This window comes from Lysobacter niastensis, assembly GCF_015453285.1.
GTDB classification, from domain to species: Bacteria; Pseudomonadota; Gammaproteobacteria; order Xanthomonadales; family Xanthomonadaceae; genus Lysobacter_J; species Lysobacter_J niastensis.
Genome location: NZ_JADLZT010000002.1, coordinates 207,536 through 222,246, shown reverse-complemented (window position 1 = coordinate 222,246; position 14,711 = coordinate 207,536). Strand labels below are relative to the sequence as shown.

Here is a 14,711-nt window from a genome sequence, read left to right as displayed (position 1 = left end):
AGCCGGTCCGGAGTGTATCGGCGCCGGCGTCGGGACGCGGTCGTGCCGGAGTTTGTGGTTCAGCTGCCCGCCGGTACCAGCAGCAGCAATGCCGCGCCGAGGAAGAAGCGATAGATCGCGAACACGGTGAAACGGTGCGTCTGGATGTAGCGCAGCAGCCACTTCACGGCGATGAAGGCCGTGATCGTCGAAGCGGCGAAGGCCACCGCGAGCGCGGTCCAGTCCTCGTGTGCCGCTTCGCCGCTGCGCACCACGTCGAGCAGCTCGTAGGCGGTCGCGGCGAACATGGTCGGAATGCCCACCAGGAACGTGAACTCCGCCGCGGCGGCGCGCGAGGTCGTGCCGGCCAGTAACGCGATGAAGATCGTCGCGCCCGACCGTGAGGTGCCTGGGAACACGCCGGCGACGACCTGCGCGATGCCGACCAGGATCGCCACGGTCCAGGTGATCCGGGTGCGCTCTCCCATCACGGCGGCGCGCTTGGCGGCGAAATGTTCTGCCGCGATCATCCACACGCCGCCCAGCACCAGCGCCCATGCGATCGGAGTGACCTGGTCGGGCAGCTCGAAGCCCAGCTTCTTCACCACCACGCCCAGCACGGCCGTGACGCCGAACGCAGCCGCGAGCTTGAACGTGTAGTCGCGCTCCTCCGGCACGGTCAGGGCGATGTGCGCCGGGCTGTGCTCGGCGGGCGCCGGACGGCCGGTGAACGACATCGCCAGGTCCCACAGCCGCTGGCGGTAGATCAGCACGACCGCGAGGATCGCGCCGGCCTGGATCGAGATGTTGAACAGATCGGAGCGATGACCGAGCCAGCGCTCGGCGATCAGCAGGTGGCCGGTGCTGGAGATCGGCAGGAACTCGGTGATGCCTTCGATGATGCCGAGCAGCAGCGCGGCGATGAGATCGGTCATGCGGTATGCGTCGCGTTGAATGGAAGCAGTGCGCGACGACTCGGCTGAATACGCCCCGCGGCTTCGCAAGGCCGCCTGGGCGGCTTTGCCGCGCGCTTCACGCCCTATCGACAGGGCTTTCACGAATGTTACTCCAAGCAACGAACGCGCAAGGCGGCGCTCGCCGGTGAAGGTTCGTCGGTGGCGGCGCGCGTTGGCACGCGGCCGATCGGCGGCCGGGGACGCCAGGGATGGGCGTGCAGCGGAGGTGAAGGGAGTGGCGCCCGCTCGGGCAACCATGTCGCCGATTGCCTCGACGCAGTGCGTGCGCCATGCGCGAACGCTGTGCAGCGCATCCCCCGGCGCACACGGCGCGAGCAGACGATCGCGCCGCACTACCGGATCGCCCCCGCGGCACTCCGGCATCCACCGGGCACCTTGGACCATCGTCGTTTGAGGAGAGCCACCGCCATGCATTCCACCCCACTCACCCTGGCGCTGTGCGCGGCGTTGCTGGCCGCGCCCGCCGTCCATGCGCAGGACGCATCGGCATCGACGTCGACAGCGACGGTCGAACCCAAGGCACTGGCCGCGCTCGATGCGATGGGCAAGTACCTGCGCAGTCTCAAGACATTCACCGTGCACGGCGACTCGACACTCGACCTCGTCATGGAGGACGGCGAGAAGCTGCAGTTCCCGGGCACCGTCGATTACAAGGTGCGGACGCCGAACGGCCTGCACATGGATATCAAGACCGATCGCAAGGAGCGCCAGCTGTTCTACGACGGCAAGTCGTTGACCGTGTACGGCAGCAAGAACAATTACTACGCGACCGTCGACGCGCCGCCGACGATCAAGGAACTGCTCGGCGTCGCTGCCGACCGGTACGACATCGAGTTTCCATTGGCGGACCTGTTCCTGTGGGGTACCGAACGCGCGCCCACCTCGGCGTTGAAGTCGGCCACCTTCGTCGGTCCCGCGCGCATCGGTGGCACCGTCACCGAGCAATACGCGTTCCGCCAGGAGGGCGTGGACTGGCAGGTCTGGATCGAGGCTGGCAGCAAGCCGTTGCCGCGCCGGCTGGTGATCACCACCACCGACGACCCGACGCACCCGCAATACGCGTCGACGCTGACCTGGAACACCAGTCCGTCGCTCAGCGATGCCAATTTCACGTTCACGCCGCCCAAGGACGCCAAGCGGATCCAACTGGTCGCAGTGGATGTGCCGGCCGCCGGTGACGAGGAGGGCAAGCCATGAACATTCGTTACTGCATTCCGGTGCTGGGTCTGGTCGCCGGTTTCGTCGCTGGCACCGCGGGTCTGCTTGCGCTGAGCGGCGATGCCGAGGCACGCGGTGGCGCGCGCACGAGCGTCAACCATGCGGGCGCCGCGCGCGGCGGTGGTGGACAGGCGGCGGCCAGCCGCCCGTCCGGTGGCGGCCAGGCCAATCGTTCCAACGTCAATCGCAACACCACGAACGTCAACCGCAATACCAACGTCAACCGGAATACCAACATCAACCGAGACGTCAACATCCACAACGAAGTCGACATCGACGTCGACAATGGCTGGAACCACGGCTGGGACGACCATCCAGTCGCTGCCGCTGCGGCCGTCACGACCGCCGTAGCCGTTACCGCGGCTGCGATCGGCTCGATCGTGTACTCCGTGCCGCCCAGTTGCGTGAGCACGGTGGTGAACGGCATCGCCTACCAGCAGTGCGGCAGCACCTGGTACCAGCCGCAGTACGCCGGCACGCAGGTCCAGTACGTGGTGGTCAACGCGCCGTGATCACGGCAACGGTTCCGGCCGCGGCGCGCAGTGCGTGGTCCGCGGCCGGTGCTGACGGAAAGTCCGCATCGTTCGCATCGAGGTCTCCATGCGCAGCCAATCACGCTTTTCATTGCTGGCCGTTCCACTGCTGGTGCTGGCAATGGCAGGAGGTGTTACAGGCGCCGTAATCGCGGCAGGCCAGGATGCGGCCGCCAGCGCGGTCAACATCGATGCGCGACCGTTCCCGCGCCAGTTCACCGTCCGCGGCACGAACTTCAGCGTGCACCAGCCGCAGTTCGAGAGCTGGGAAGGCAACCAGCTCAAGGGGCGCTTCGCGATGTCGGTGAAGACCGGCACCCGCAGCGGGCCGGATGGCAAGGCGCAGGACACGAGCGACTTCGGCGTCGTGCAGTTCCAGGCACGCACCCAGGTCGACAAGGACGCACGCGCGGTGGTGCTGACCGATATCGAGCTGCCCAGCGCAAGCTTCCCGACCGCGACCGCGAAACAGGCGGAGTACCTGGAGCTGGCACGCGAGCAGATGAAGCAGAAGTCGACGCTGACCATTTCGCTGGACCAGCTCGAGTCGGCGATGGCGATCGCCCAGGTCGATGCGGCGAAGCCGCAGTCGCTGCCGGTGCGCAACGAGGCACCCGACATCATCTTCAGTACCGCTCCGGCGGTGCTCGTGCTGGTGGATGGCCAGCCCGCGCTGAAGCCGAGCGGCGTCGGCGGCGTGCAGCGCGTGATCAACACGCGCTCGCTGTTGCTGCAGAAGGACGGCAAGTTCTACACCGTGGTCGGCGGACACTGGGCCGGTGCGGCGAGCCTGGATGGCCCGTGGACGCAGGTGGCAAATCCCGATCCGGCGCTGGTCAAGGCGAAGGACCAGGCGGTCGCCAGCAAGCAGGTCGACGCGCTCGACCAGCAGCCCGATGCGCTCAAGCAGGACTTCGCCGCCGGCCGCGTGCCCGACATCTACGTACGCACCAAGGCGGCAGAGCTGATCTCGGTGCAGGGCGAGCCGCAGTTCGTCGACATCCCCGGCACCAAGCTGAGCTACGTCGACAACACCGGAGCCGACGTGATCGTCGATGGCGGCAATAACAATGCGTGGTACGTGCTGGTGTCCGGGCGCTGGTTCACCGCGCCGGGCAGCAAGGGCCCGTGGAGCTATGTCGCGCCTTCGAGGCTGCCGGGAGACTTCGCGAAGATCCCGCCGGAGAGCCCGAAGAGCGGCGTGCTCGCATCGATCCCGAACACGCCGGAGTCGAAGGAGGCGCTGATCGCCAACGGCATTCCGCAGACCGCCACCGTCAACCGCAAGGAGGCGAAGCTGAGCGTGCAGTACGACGGCGCGCCCCAGTTCCAGCCGATCGGCGGCACGCAGCTCCAGTACGCCATCAACACGCCGGTCCCGGTGATCCGCGTCGCGGCGGACAGCTTCTATGCGGTCGACAAGGGCGTCTGGTTCACCGCCAAGGCCGCCACCGGGCCGTGGCAGGTGGCCACCAGCGTGCCGGCGGAGATCTATTCGATCCCGACCAGTTCGCCGCTGCACTACGTCACCTACGTGCGCGTGTACGGCGAGTACGGCGACGACGTCTATGTCGGATACACGCCCGGCTACTACGGCACGGTCGTGAGTGACGACGTGGTCGTCTATGGCACCGGCTACACCTGCACGCCGTGGGTCGGCGCGTACTGGTACGGCTGCCCGCCGACCTACGGCATGGGCGTGTACTTCGGCTGGAATGCCTGGGTCGGCTGGTCTTTCGGCTGGGGCTGGGGCTGGTATGGCGGCTGGTACGGCCCGTACAGCCCGTGGTGGGGGCCGTGGTACGGCCCGGCCTATCCGTGGGGTTGGTGGGGCGGCGGCGCCGCTGCCTGGAACGTCTATGGCCACTGGGGCAACGCCGCCGTGCGCGGCACCGCAGCGGCATGGGCGAATCCCTGGACCGGCAACGTCGGCCGCGCCGGTCGTGGTGGCTTCTACAACGAAGCCACGGGTGGCCGCGGTGTCGGCCGTGCGGGTGTGAACACCAACATCTACACCGGCACCACGCGCGCTGGTGCGCAAGGCATCCGCTACAACCCGCAGACCGGGCGTGTCGTCGCCGGCAGCGGCGGCGTGGCAGTCAATCCGTACACCGGGCAGGCCGCAGCCGGCGGGCGGCGGACCACCATCAACACCGACACCGGCCGCGTGACGCAGAAGGCAGGAGGCGCGGTGGCCGGACCGGAAGGCGCGGCCGGTGCGGGTGCGTTCAACAGCCAGGGCGAGCGCGTCGATGCACGCGGCGCCGCCGGTTTCCATTACAACGCCGACACCGGGACGATGCACAAGGGCGGCGTCGTCGAGGTCAACGACAACATCTACGCAGGCAAGGACGGCAACGTCTACAAGTACGACGACGGCAACTGGAGCCAGGTCGACAAGCCCGATCGCAATGCACGTTCGCAGGACCTGTCCGGACAGACCCACAACCTCGACCAGGACCGCTTCGCGCGCGAACGCGGCAACGAGCGCATCCAGGGCGGCAGTGGCTTCGAACGTTCATCGCGGCCGCCGCCGCAGCGTCCGGCCGGTGGTTACAACCGACCCGCCGGTGGATTCCGTCCGAGCATGGGTGGTGGGATGCGCGGCGGTGGCGGATTCCGCCGACGCTGACCGGCAAAGAGAGAGGACTCCAGGCGATGAAGCATGTACTCCTGCACACCGGCCTGCTGGGGCTGGCCGCATCGCTGGCGGTCGCAATGCCGGCGCATGCCGTCGAAGGCGCGCTCGGCCGCACGATCACCGGCACCAACATCACCTCCTACGCCGGCGTCATACCGCCGGCACCGGGGTTCACGGCCGGAGTGGGCTACGTCCATTACTCGGGCGACATCGGCGGTTCGCGCGAAGTGCCGTTGAACAACGTGGTGTCGCTGGGCGTGGATGCGACGTTCGACATGCTGTCGTTGACCGGCGTGTACGTCTGGGACACCGGTGAAGGCCGCTGGAACTTCGCCTCGATGGGCGCATTGCCGCTGGCGAACGTGGAAGTGGACGCCAATGTCTCGCTTGGGCCACGCACTGGACGGGTCAGCGACGAGGACGGATGGGGTCTGTTCGATCCGTTCTTTGCGCCGGTGATCGCCAGCTACCACTTTGACAAGACCCACCACATGTCGCTGGCGCTGTACGTGTACACCGACTGGGGAAGCTACGACGCGAACCGGTTGGCCAACCTCAGCCTCAACAACTGGACGTTCTCGCCGACGGTGGGCTACACGCAGCTGATGCAGAAGGGAACACTGGAGTTCAGCGTGCTCGGCGCCTTCGACATCTACACGAAGAACGACGCGACCGACTACGAGAACGGCACTGTGTTCCGCCTCGACGCGCAGCTGATCAAGCGCTTCGCCAACGGCTGGGGCGTCGGCGGCATCGGCGGCTGGATCGAGCAGATCGAGGACGACGACGGTCCGACGGCCGATCGTCTCAACGGCTTCAAGGGGCGCGCGTTCGCGCTGGGCCCCACGGTCAACTACACCAAGCACTGGAAGGGCGGACAGGTGGAGTTCGCCGCGCGGTGGCTGCAGGAGTTCGACGTGAAGAACCGCATCGAGGGCGACCCGCTGATGGTCACGGCGATGGTCACGTTCTGAGCGCGGCTCCCCGTGTGGGAGCCGCGCAGGGGGGCTGGTCTACCGGGTGGGGGCCCTCCCTGCAAGCTGCGCCGGGCGGGCCGCCCGAACATGCGTCGTTTAGACCGCACCAGAATCGCGCATTGCACCGTTATGGTGCGCAAGACTTGGCGAAGGCGTGAGGTACACCGGGTTGTCTCCTTTTCAATCAAACAGTTACAAAGCCAAGAAAGTTGGCACGCGGCTTGCTAGATAGGAGGCATCCTTCACCACCCAGGCCTCCGCCCATGTCCCTCGAACACGTAGAAAAGCTCATCAAGGACCACAAGGTCGAGTTCGTCGACCTGCGCTTCGTCGACATGCGCGGCGTGCAGCACCACGTGACCTTCCCGAAGTCGATCGTCGAGCCGAGCCTGTTCGAGGACGGCAAGATGTTCGACGGCTCGTCGATCAGCGGCTGGAAGGGCATCAACGAGTCCGACATGGTGCTGCTGCCCGACGCGTCGACCGCGTTCCTGGATCCGTTCACCGCCGATCCGACCGTGGTGCTGACCTGCGACATCCTCGATCCGGCCACCATGCAGGCCTACTCGCGCGACCCGCGCGGCGTCGCCAAGCGCGCCGAGGCGTTCCTGAAGTCCAGCGGCATCGCCGACCAGGCCTTCTTCGGTCCGGAGCCCGAGTTCTTCATCTTCGACTCGGTCCGCTTCGCCAATGAAATGGGCCACACCTTCTTCCACATCGACTCGGAAGAAGCGCATTGGAACTCCGGCCGCGAATACGACGGCGGCAACACCGGCTACCGTCCGATGGTGAAGGGCGGCTACTTCCCGGTCGCTCCGCTGGACTCGCTGCACGACATCCGCGCCGAGATGTGCAAGACGCTGGAGCAGGTCGGCATGGAAGTGGAAGTCCACCACCATGAAGTGGCCAACGCCGGCCAGTGCGAGATCGGCACCAAGTTCAACTCGCTGGTCAAGAAGGCCGACGAGCTGATGACGATGAAGTACATCATCAAGAACGTCGCCCACCGCAACGGCAAGACCGCGACCTTCATGCCCAAGCCGATCGTCGGCGACAACGGCAGCGGCATGCACGTGCACCAGTCGCTGTCCAAGGGCGGCGTCAACCTGTTCACCGGTGACGGCTACGGCGGCCTGTCGCAGATGGCGCTGTGGTACATCGGCGGCATCTTCAAGCACGCCCGCGCGCTGAACGCGTTCACCAACTCGGGCACCAACAGCTACAAGCGCCTGGTGCCGGGCTACGAGGCTCCGGTGATGCTGGCCTACTCGGCCCGCAACCGTTCGGCCAGCTGCCGCATTCCGTTCGTGTCGAACCCGAAGGCACGCCGCATCGAGATCCGCTTCCCGGATCCGATCCAGTCGGGCTACCTGACCTTCGCCGCGCTGATGATGGCCGGCCTGGACGGCATCAAGAACCAGATCGACCCGGGTGCACCGAGCGACAAGGACCTGTACGACCTGCCGCCGGAAGAAGAGAAGAACATCCCGACCGTGTGCCACAGCCTCGACCAGGCGCTGGAAGCCCTCGACAAGGATCGCGACTTCCTCAAGGCCGGCGGCGTGTTCACCGACGACTTCATCGACGGCTACATCGCGCTGAAGATGCAGGAAGTGACCCGCTTCCGCGCCGCGACGCATCCGCTCGAGTACCAGATGTACTACACGGTCTGATGCTCCAAAAGCCCCTCTCCCGCCTGCGGGAGAGGGGTTGGGGTGAGGGCGCTCGCCGCGACCGATAGCGGCGAAGTCAAAGCCCCCGACGTTCCTGCCGCTGCGAAGCAAGCAAAGGCTCAACAGCAACACCGCCCCGCGGCCAACCCTGCGGCGCGCGCGTCACCTCCGCTTCGTGGCCAGCCCTGCGAAGCGCGACCTGCAATCGCTCCGCGAACCGCCGCGGACGCGCACTTCCCACGCCTCGCGGCCATCCCTGCGAGCGCGCACCACGTCCAGCCGCGGCCATCCCTGCGGGACGCATCACGCGACAACGCGCAGTCGACACCAAGTACACCTGAACACGGCGTCGCCATTCGGCGTGCCTGGTTCCGTGTCCGCCGCGCGGGCAATACGACGAAGCCAATGACCGGGGAGGGGCCAACCACATGAGAGAGGCCTGTGTCATGACGCATCCAGCCGTTGCCGTTCGAACCACGCTCACACGCATTGCTTTCGCCCTGCCGCTGGTGCTGGCCGCATCGGGGGCACACGCCGGCACGTCCGGCTCGCTGGCGCTGACCAGCGATTACATCTTTCGCGGCATCTCGCAGAACGACCAGGACCCCGCGTTGCAGGGCGGCATCGAGTACGCCGCCGACAATGGCCTGTACATCGGCAGCTGGGGCAGCAACATCAGCTGGCTGTCGGACATGTCGACTCCCGCCGCACCGATCTCCAGCAGTCTAGAGCTCGACGTCTACGGCGGCTACCGCGGCAGGTTCACCGACAGTGTCGGCTTCGATGTCGGCGCGCTGTACTACTGGTATCCGGGCGACTTTCCTTCCGGCTTCAACAGCGCCGACACGGCCGAGCTCTACTTCGGCATCAGCGCCGGTGTGTTCACAGCCAAGTACTCCTACGCACTCACCGATCTGTTCGGCTACGCCGACTCCGATGGCAGCGGCTATCTCGACGCGGCCGTGAACTGGGAGTTCGTCCCCAGCTGGACGCTCAACGCCCATGCCGGCAAGCAGTGGATCGAGAACAACGAGGCCTTCGAGTACGCCGACTGGAAGCTCGGCGTCACCAAGGCGTTCGACGGCGGCTTCTCCGCCGCGCTGGCCTATACCGACACCGATGCCGACGAAGCGCTCTACACGAACACGCACGGCAATGACATCGGTGGCGATGCAGTCGTGCTCACGTTGACCAAAGCCTTCTAGCTATTCCCTTCAACCTTACGGAGCTGCGAGATGAAACTGATCACCGCGATCATCAGGCCGTTCAAGCTCGACGAGGTGAGGGAAGCGCTCACCGATGTCGGCGTGTCCGGCATCACCGTCACCGAAGTAAAGGGTTTCGGGCGCCAGAAGGGCCACACCGAGCTGTACCGCGGTGCCGAGTATGTCGTCGACTTCCTGCCCAAGCTCAAGGTCGAGTGCGCCGTGCCGGTGGCTTCGCTGGATGCCGCGCTGGAAGCGCTGCAGAACGCCGCGCGCACCGGCAAGGTCGGCGACGGAAAGATCTTCGTGCAGTCGCTCGAGCGCACGGTGCGCATCCGCACCGGTGAACTCGACGACGACGCCCTGTGACCCTCACGCGAGAGAGAACCATGAAAACGACCATGATCCGATCCCGCTCACGTGAGCGGATGCTGCGAACACTGGCGCTGGCGCCGGGGCCAGCGATGGCCCTGCTTGCGGGCAGCGCGGGCGCACAGGAAGCGGCCGCACCGATCGTCGACAAGGGCGACGTCGCCTGGATGCTGACCTCGACGCTGCTGGTGCTGCTGATGACGGTGCCGGGCTTGGCCTTGTTCTACGGCGGCCTGGTGCGCAGCAAGAACGTGCTGTCGGTGCTGATGCAGGTGCTGGCGGTGTTCTCGCTGATCGTGCTGCTGTGGGTGGCGTACGGCTACACACTGGCGTTCGGTGGGGGTGGTGCGTTCATCGGTACGTTCGACAAGCTGTTCCTTTCTGGCGTGACGAAGGAGACGCTGTCGGCCACGTTCACCGCAGGCGTCTCGCTGCCGGAGTACGTCTTCGTCGCATTCCAGTCGACGTTCGCCGGCATCACCGGCGCGCTGATCGTTGGCGCGTTCGCCGAGCGCATCAAGTTCCGCGCCGTGCTGCTGTTCTCGGTGTTGTGGTTCACCTTCGCCTACCTGCCGATCGCGCACATGGTCTGGTACGGGCCCGACGGCTGGCTGTTCGCGAAGGGCGCGATCGACTTTGCCGGCGGCACCGTGGTGCACATCAACGCCGGCGTCGCCGGGCTGGTCGGTGCGTACCTGGTCGGGCGACGCATCGGCTACGGGCGCGAGGCGCTCAAGCCGCACAACGTCACCTTCACGATGATCGGCGCGTCGCTGCTGTGGGTGGGCTGGTTCGGCTTCAATGCGGGCTCCAACCTCGAGGCCACCGCAGGCGCGGCATTGGCCTTCCTCAACACGCTGCTCGCCACCGCGGCGGCGGCGCTGGCGTGGAGCCTCGTGGAGGCGGTGGTGAAAGGCAAGCCGTCGATGCTCGGCGGCGCCTCCGGTGTCGTTGCGGGATTGGTCGCGATCACGCCGGCCTGCGGCACGGTTGGGCCGCTCGGCGCGATCGCGATCGGCGGCACGGCAGGCGCGCTGTGCGTGTGGGGCGTAACCGGGCTCAAGCGCCTGCTGCGCGCCGACGACGCGCTCGACGTGTTCGGCGTGCACGGTCTGGGCGGCATCATCGGGGCGCTGCTGACCGGCGTGTTCACCGCGCCCTCGCTGGGCGGCACCGGCGCCGCCGACTTCTCGATCGCGCACCAGCTCGGTGTGCAGGCGTTGAGCGTGGGCGTCACCGTGGTCTGGTCGGCGGTCGTATCGGTCATCGCGTTCCTCGTCGTCAGGGCGGTGGTCGGCCTGCGCGTGGCCGAGGATTCCGAGCGCGAGGGACTGGACATCACCTCGCACGGTGAATCCGCGTACGAAAGCTGATCGGGGAGCGTGTGCCCGGGCGGCCGGGCACACGCGTCGGACGAGTGGAACGCTGTGGCGCGGCAGTGGCGATGCCTGCCGCGCAAGGCCGCCGTATCATGGCAACCCCGGCTCCGCTGGTCTCCCCACGCCATGGACACGCTGCTGTACCTGATCGCGACCTACGGCCTGCTCGTGGTGGCCGTGAGCGTGTTCTTCGATCAGGGCGGCATTCCGGTGCCCGCCTATCCGCCGATCATCGTCACCACGTCGATGGCGGCGCAGGCCGGCGAGAGCGTCCTGCCGATCCTGGCAGTGGCGACGGCTGCGGCGGTCGCCGCCGACTGGTTCTGGTTCATCGGCGGCCGCAGGCTGGGTGCCCGGCTGGTGCGGCTGATGTGCAAGCTGTCGCTGTCGCCCGATTCCTGCGTGCTGCGTACGCGAGGCATCTACGGCCGCTGGGGGCCCGTGTCCCTGACCGTCGCCAAATTCGTTCCCGGTTTCGCCGCGGTCGCCACCACGATGGCCGGCGAGACCGGCGTCAGCACGCGCAGGTTCCTGCTGTTCGACGGCATCGGTGCGGTGCTGTGGTCGGGCCTGGCGGTGGCGATTGGCGTGGCATTCAAGGATGTCGTCGGCAGCGTGCTGTTGCAGCTCGACGAGCTCGGCCGCTACGGGCTGATGCTGGTGCTGGTGGCGATCGTTGGCTTCGTCCTGTGGAAGTGGCTCAACCGTCATCGCGTATTGCGCCAGTTGCGCATGGCGCGGATCACGCCCGACGAACTGCACGAGATGATCGAGAACGGCGGTTCGCCGCTGATCCTCGACGTGCGTGCGGCCGATCAGCGCGAGCGCACCGGCTGGATTCCGGGTGCCGTGTTCGTCAATTCGGTGCGTGATGTCGAGCTCGCCGCGCAGGAGCAGGTGATCATCTACTGCGATTGCCCGAACGAGCTGTCGGCCGCCGTACTGGCGCGCGAACTGCAGAAGCGCGGCTTTGGCCGCGTGCGTCCGCTGGCCGGCGGCTTTACCGCGTGGCGCGATGCCGGCCGCGCGGTGGCGTTGTCGTCACAGGCGGGATGATCCCGCGAGCGCTGTCTCGCTGCTTGTTCTGCTGCGGGCGGGAAGATGCTTCTTCTTCGCCGCTGAAAAGCCAACCCCTCACCAAGCCGTCCGGCTGCCGGGCGCAGCCCGACGGCGTTCCTCGGGACGCGCGCCAATGGCGCGCAAACGTCCCTCGGCACCCCCTTTCGCCAAAGGCGAAGGGAGAGAGCATGCCGCTGGCTTCACGGCGACGCCCATGTGCAGGTATCGCTGCACTGCAAGGGCATGAAAAAAACCGCCGGCTCATCACCGGCGGCTTTCGTTTCTTCCCGTTGCGCATCCGGCGCAACGTCACTACGCGACGATCAGAAGTCGAAGCGCACCTGCACCTGGGCCAGGTCCTGATCCAGGTCTTCGATCTCGAAGCGGCTGTACTCGCCGCGCAGCGCGACCTGGTCGGTGAGGCGGTACTGCACGCCGACGCCGTAGGTCGGATCGGTGCCGCTGTCGTCGTTGGTGCCGGTCAGGCCCGGAATCGCGTCGTCGAGATTCCAGGCGTGAAAGCCGGCCTTCGCGTAGGCCGAGAACTTCTCGGTGATCGGCAGCGTGCCGACCGCGGTCAGGTAGGCGCTATCGGCTTCGAGCGCGCGGCCGGCGCCTTGCGGCTCGATCTTGCCGAAGTCGGCGTAGCCGGCTTCCAGGCCGAAGTAGCGATTGAACTGGTAGCCACCGAACACCGAAAACGCGGTGTCCTCGTCGTCGTAAGCCTGTTCGTCGACGAACGACTGGCCGACGCCGGCACCGGCGTAGAAGCCCTTGTCGGCAGCCTGGGCGGAAAGCGCGGAGGCGCCGAGGACGGCGGCCAGAAGTGCGCTGGACAGCAGCTTGTTCTTGCTCATTGCTTTTGGGTCCTTCAAACGACTGCAGAGGGGGGAGGGAGATCTGCAGGCCGCGCGGCGGGCCCCGGCACGATGCCTGGACTTCCGTCGCTGCCATCCCTGTGTATGGCCAACACGAGTGCACCCAATGGCGGATATCGGACACAAAGAATCCCGCGAACGGAACAATTGTCCGGTGTGGAGTTCGTACGGGCATGCGCGGCGCGTGCCGCTATCGAGGGCGTCGGCGAAGCGGGATCGACCGTGTATCTTCAGTCCATGGGCACGATCACGAACCTGTTCGACTGGCTTTCGCGCAGATCGTCAGCGCGTCCGGCCATCGTGCTCACCGCCATTGGCTTCAGTGCCGGCGACGGTCATGTCGCGTGGCAATCCGTCGCGGAGATATGGGGCTGCAAAGCCGATCGGTGCACCACGGATGAAGCCTTCCTCGAGTTCGTCGCGGCCGGGCAACGCATCACCATCAGCGAGGAGCAGCCCGGCTTCGAGGTGTTCGAGCGCGCCATGATCGCGGCCTTCCCGGCCACCGCCGCCTGGCGCGACGCCGTGCTGATGCCGCCCTTTGCCGCCAATCGAACGCTGCTGTACCGTCGCGGCTGACTGTCGGGCCGCACACTCGCGGCCTCATCCAGGGAGGATGCATGAGGCATCGCTACATCACGGCTTGCGCGTTGCTGCTGTTCTCGCTGACGGCGTCCGCGCAAAGCGGCTGGCGCGACATGGAAGGAAACGCATTGCCCGAGACGTCAGCGTCGAAATCGAAGGACGGCTTCAGCGCCACACTGCTGGTGACTCCGGACCAGGACTGGCAGGAAAAGTGGAACACCCCGCCGGAGACCGTGCCGCATTTCAGCACCGCAACCGAAGTGTCCGAAGGCGGCGAGCTCTACATCCTGACCTTCCTTGCCAACCCGAAGGTCGACGAAGCCGGCATGGTCGACGTCGCCTGCGATTTCGTGGTCTCGCGACCTGATGGAAAGCCCTCCGTCGAAGAGCGCGACATGCCGTGCTTCAACGGCAATCTCAGCACCACACCGACGAGCGTGTTCCTGTCCACGGCATCGCTGAAGTACGTCGCCGAGCCGTCCGATCCACGTGGTACGTGGAAGGTTGACGTGACGGTCAAGGATCGCGTGCGCGGGGTCGCGATTCCCCTGCACACCTCGTTCGTGGTGAGGTAGACAGCAATGATCCTGCTTGCAACCCTGATCGCAGCAGCCCTGGTCATCGTGGCCGTGCTCGCGCACTGGTGGCGCAACTACTCATCGCGCGGCGGAACGTCGCAGGGTGACCCGGGACATTTCGGCGACGGAGCATCGTCATGGATGGCGTCGGACAGCTCCAGCTGCTCCGATACATCGTCCGATTCCGGCAGCTGCGATGGCGGCGGATCGGATGGCGGCGGTGGCGGAGACTGACTCGCGACAGTTCACCCTCCCAATCTCGGGGCTCGCATGCTGGATGCCGTTGATCTGATTCGCCCGGTGCTGTGGATCGCCCGTGCGCTGTGGTGGCTCGGCTGGGAGTTCCTGGTCAGGACGGTCGGCTGGTCGATCGGCTGGGCGATCTGGCGCGCCGTGACGTTCGGACGATTTCCCGATACGGGCTTCCGTGACCTCGATGACACCGCTCACTGGGCGTCGATCCTGGTCGAGATGACCGGGCTTGCCGCGCTGGCAGGCGTCATCGCGCTGCTGTCGGGCGTGCGCTGAAAAAAGCCGCTGCCCGGGGAGGGGGAGGGGGATCCGGGCAGCGACAGGTCGCATGCCGCCGATCGGAGACAACGGCATGCGTCGCATCCGCGTGCGGCCCATGCCGGAAGGCGGATGCATTCAACGAGG

Annotated in this window: 15 protein-coding genes; 13 read left to right on the top strand and 2 right to left on the bottom strand. The window is 66.5% G+C overall.

Annotated elements, in window-relative coordinates:
• Window positions 1-59: 59 nt before the first annotated feature.
• Complete coding sequence (locus IU514_RS03760) at window positions 60-914, bottom strand: undecaprenyl-diphosphate phosphatase (RefSeq protein ID WP_194929740.1); 855 nt, start codon at window positions 912-914, stop codon at window positions 60-62.
• A 450-nt stretch (window positions 915-1,364) separates the two neighbouring features.
• On the opposite strand from IU514_RS03760, the gene IU514_RS03755 reads away from it, so the two are divergent.
• The 9 genes from IU514_RS03755 to IU514_RS03715 all read left to right on the top strand — a co-directional run bounded on the left by IU514_RS03755 (window position 1,365) and on the right by IU514_RS03715 (window position 12,010).
• Window positions 1,365-2,153, top strand: coding sequence for a DUF2092 domain-containing protein (locus tag IU514_RS03755; protein WP_194929739.1), 789 nt, complete (start codon window positions 1,365-1,367; stop codon window positions 2,151-2,153).
• Window positions 2,150-2,686, top strand: a complete 537-nt coding sequence (locus IU514_RS03750) for a hypothetical protein (RefSeq protein ID WP_194929738.1) — start codon at window positions 2,150-2,152, stop codon at window positions 2,684-2,686. The genes IU514_RS03755 and IU514_RS03750 overlap by 4 nt, the downstream gene beginning before the upstream one ends.
• Before the next feature lie 88 nt (window positions 2,687-2,774).
• A complete protein-coding gene (locus tag IU514_RS03745; RefSeq protein ID WP_194929737.1) occupies window positions 2,775-5,339 on the top strand; it encodes a hypothetical protein in 2,565 nt (854 codons plus the stop codon).
• 26 nt (window positions 5,340-5,365) lie between these two features.
• On the top strand, window positions 5,366-6,322 hold the full coding sequence (locus IU514_RS03740; protein WP_194929736.1) for a SphA family protein: 957 nt from the start codon (window positions 5,366-5,368) through the stop codon (window positions 6,320-6,322).
• A gap of 266 nt (window positions 6,323-6,588) precedes the next feature.
• Entirely contained in the window at window positions 6,589-7,998 is a 1,410-nt protein-coding gene (gene glnA / locus IU514_RS03735) for a type I glutamate--ammonia ligase (RefSeq protein WP_194929735.1), read from the top strand.
• Between the two features lie 446 nt (window positions 7,999-8,444).
• Window positions 8,445-9,203 carry a TorF family putative porin gene (locus IU514_RS03730; protein WP_194929734.1) on the top strand — a complete coding sequence of 253 codons (759 nt, stop codon included), beginning with the start codon at window positions 8,445-8,447 and terminating at the stop codon, window positions 9,201-9,203.
• Window positions 9,204-9,233: 30 nt separating this feature from the next.
• Complete coding sequence (locus IU514_RS03725; RefSeq protein ID WP_194929733.1) at window positions 9,234-9,572, top strand: P-II family nitrogen regulator; 339 nt, start codon at window positions 9,234-9,236, stop codon at window positions 9,570-9,572.
• 95 nt (window positions 9,573-9,667) lie between these two features.
• On the top strand, window positions 9,668-10,948 hold the full coding sequence (locus IU514_RS03720) for an ammonium transporter (protein WP_386760551.1): 1,281 nt from the start codon (window positions 9,668-9,670) through the stop codon (window positions 10,946-10,948).
• A gap of 132 nt (window positions 10,949-11,080) precedes the next feature.
• Complete coding sequence (locus IU514_RS03715) at window positions 11,081-12,010, top strand: rhodanese-like domain-containing protein (protein ID WP_194929732.1); 930 nt, start codon at window positions 11,081-11,083, stop codon at window positions 12,008-12,010.
• A gap of 326 nt (window positions 12,011-12,336) precedes the next feature.
• Here IU514_RS03715 and IU514_RS03710 read toward each other — a convergent pair whose 3' ends face one another.
• Entirely contained in the window at window positions 12,337-12,870 is a 534-nt protein-coding gene (locus tag IU514_RS03710) for an outer membrane beta-barrel protein (protein ID WP_194929731.1), read from the bottom strand.
• A 243-nt stretch (window positions 12,871-13,113) separates the two neighbouring features.
• Between IU514_RS03710 and IU514_RS03705 the strand changes: the two genes are divergently transcribed.
• From IU514_RS03705 to IU514_RS03690, 4 genes are read left to right on the top strand one after another with little or no spacing between them, the layout of a single operon-like run.
• Entirely contained in the window at window positions 13,114-13,470 is a 357-nt protein-coding gene (locus IU514_RS03705) for a hypothetical protein (RefSeq protein ID WP_194929730.1), read from the top strand.
• A gap of 41 nt (window positions 13,471-13,511) precedes the next feature.
• Window positions 13,512-14,051: a hypothetical protein gene (locus tag IU514_RS03700; protein WP_194929729.1), complete on the top strand. Its 540-nt coding sequence runs from the start codon at window positions 13,512-13,514 to the stop codon at window positions 14,049-14,051.
• Between the two features lie 6 nt (window positions 14,052-14,057).
• Window positions 14,058-14,288, top strand: coding sequence for a hypothetical protein (locus IU514_RS03695; RefSeq protein ID WP_194929728.1), 231 nt, complete (start codon window positions 14,058-14,060; stop codon window positions 14,286-14,288).
• 36 nt (window positions 14,289-14,324) lie between these two features.
• Window positions 14,325-14,582: a hypothetical protein gene (locus tag IU514_RS03690; RefSeq protein ID WP_194929727.1), complete on the top strand. Its 258-nt coding sequence runs from the start codon at window positions 14,325-14,327 to the stop codon at window positions 14,580-14,582.
• Window positions 14,583-14,711 lie beyond the last annotated feature (129 nt).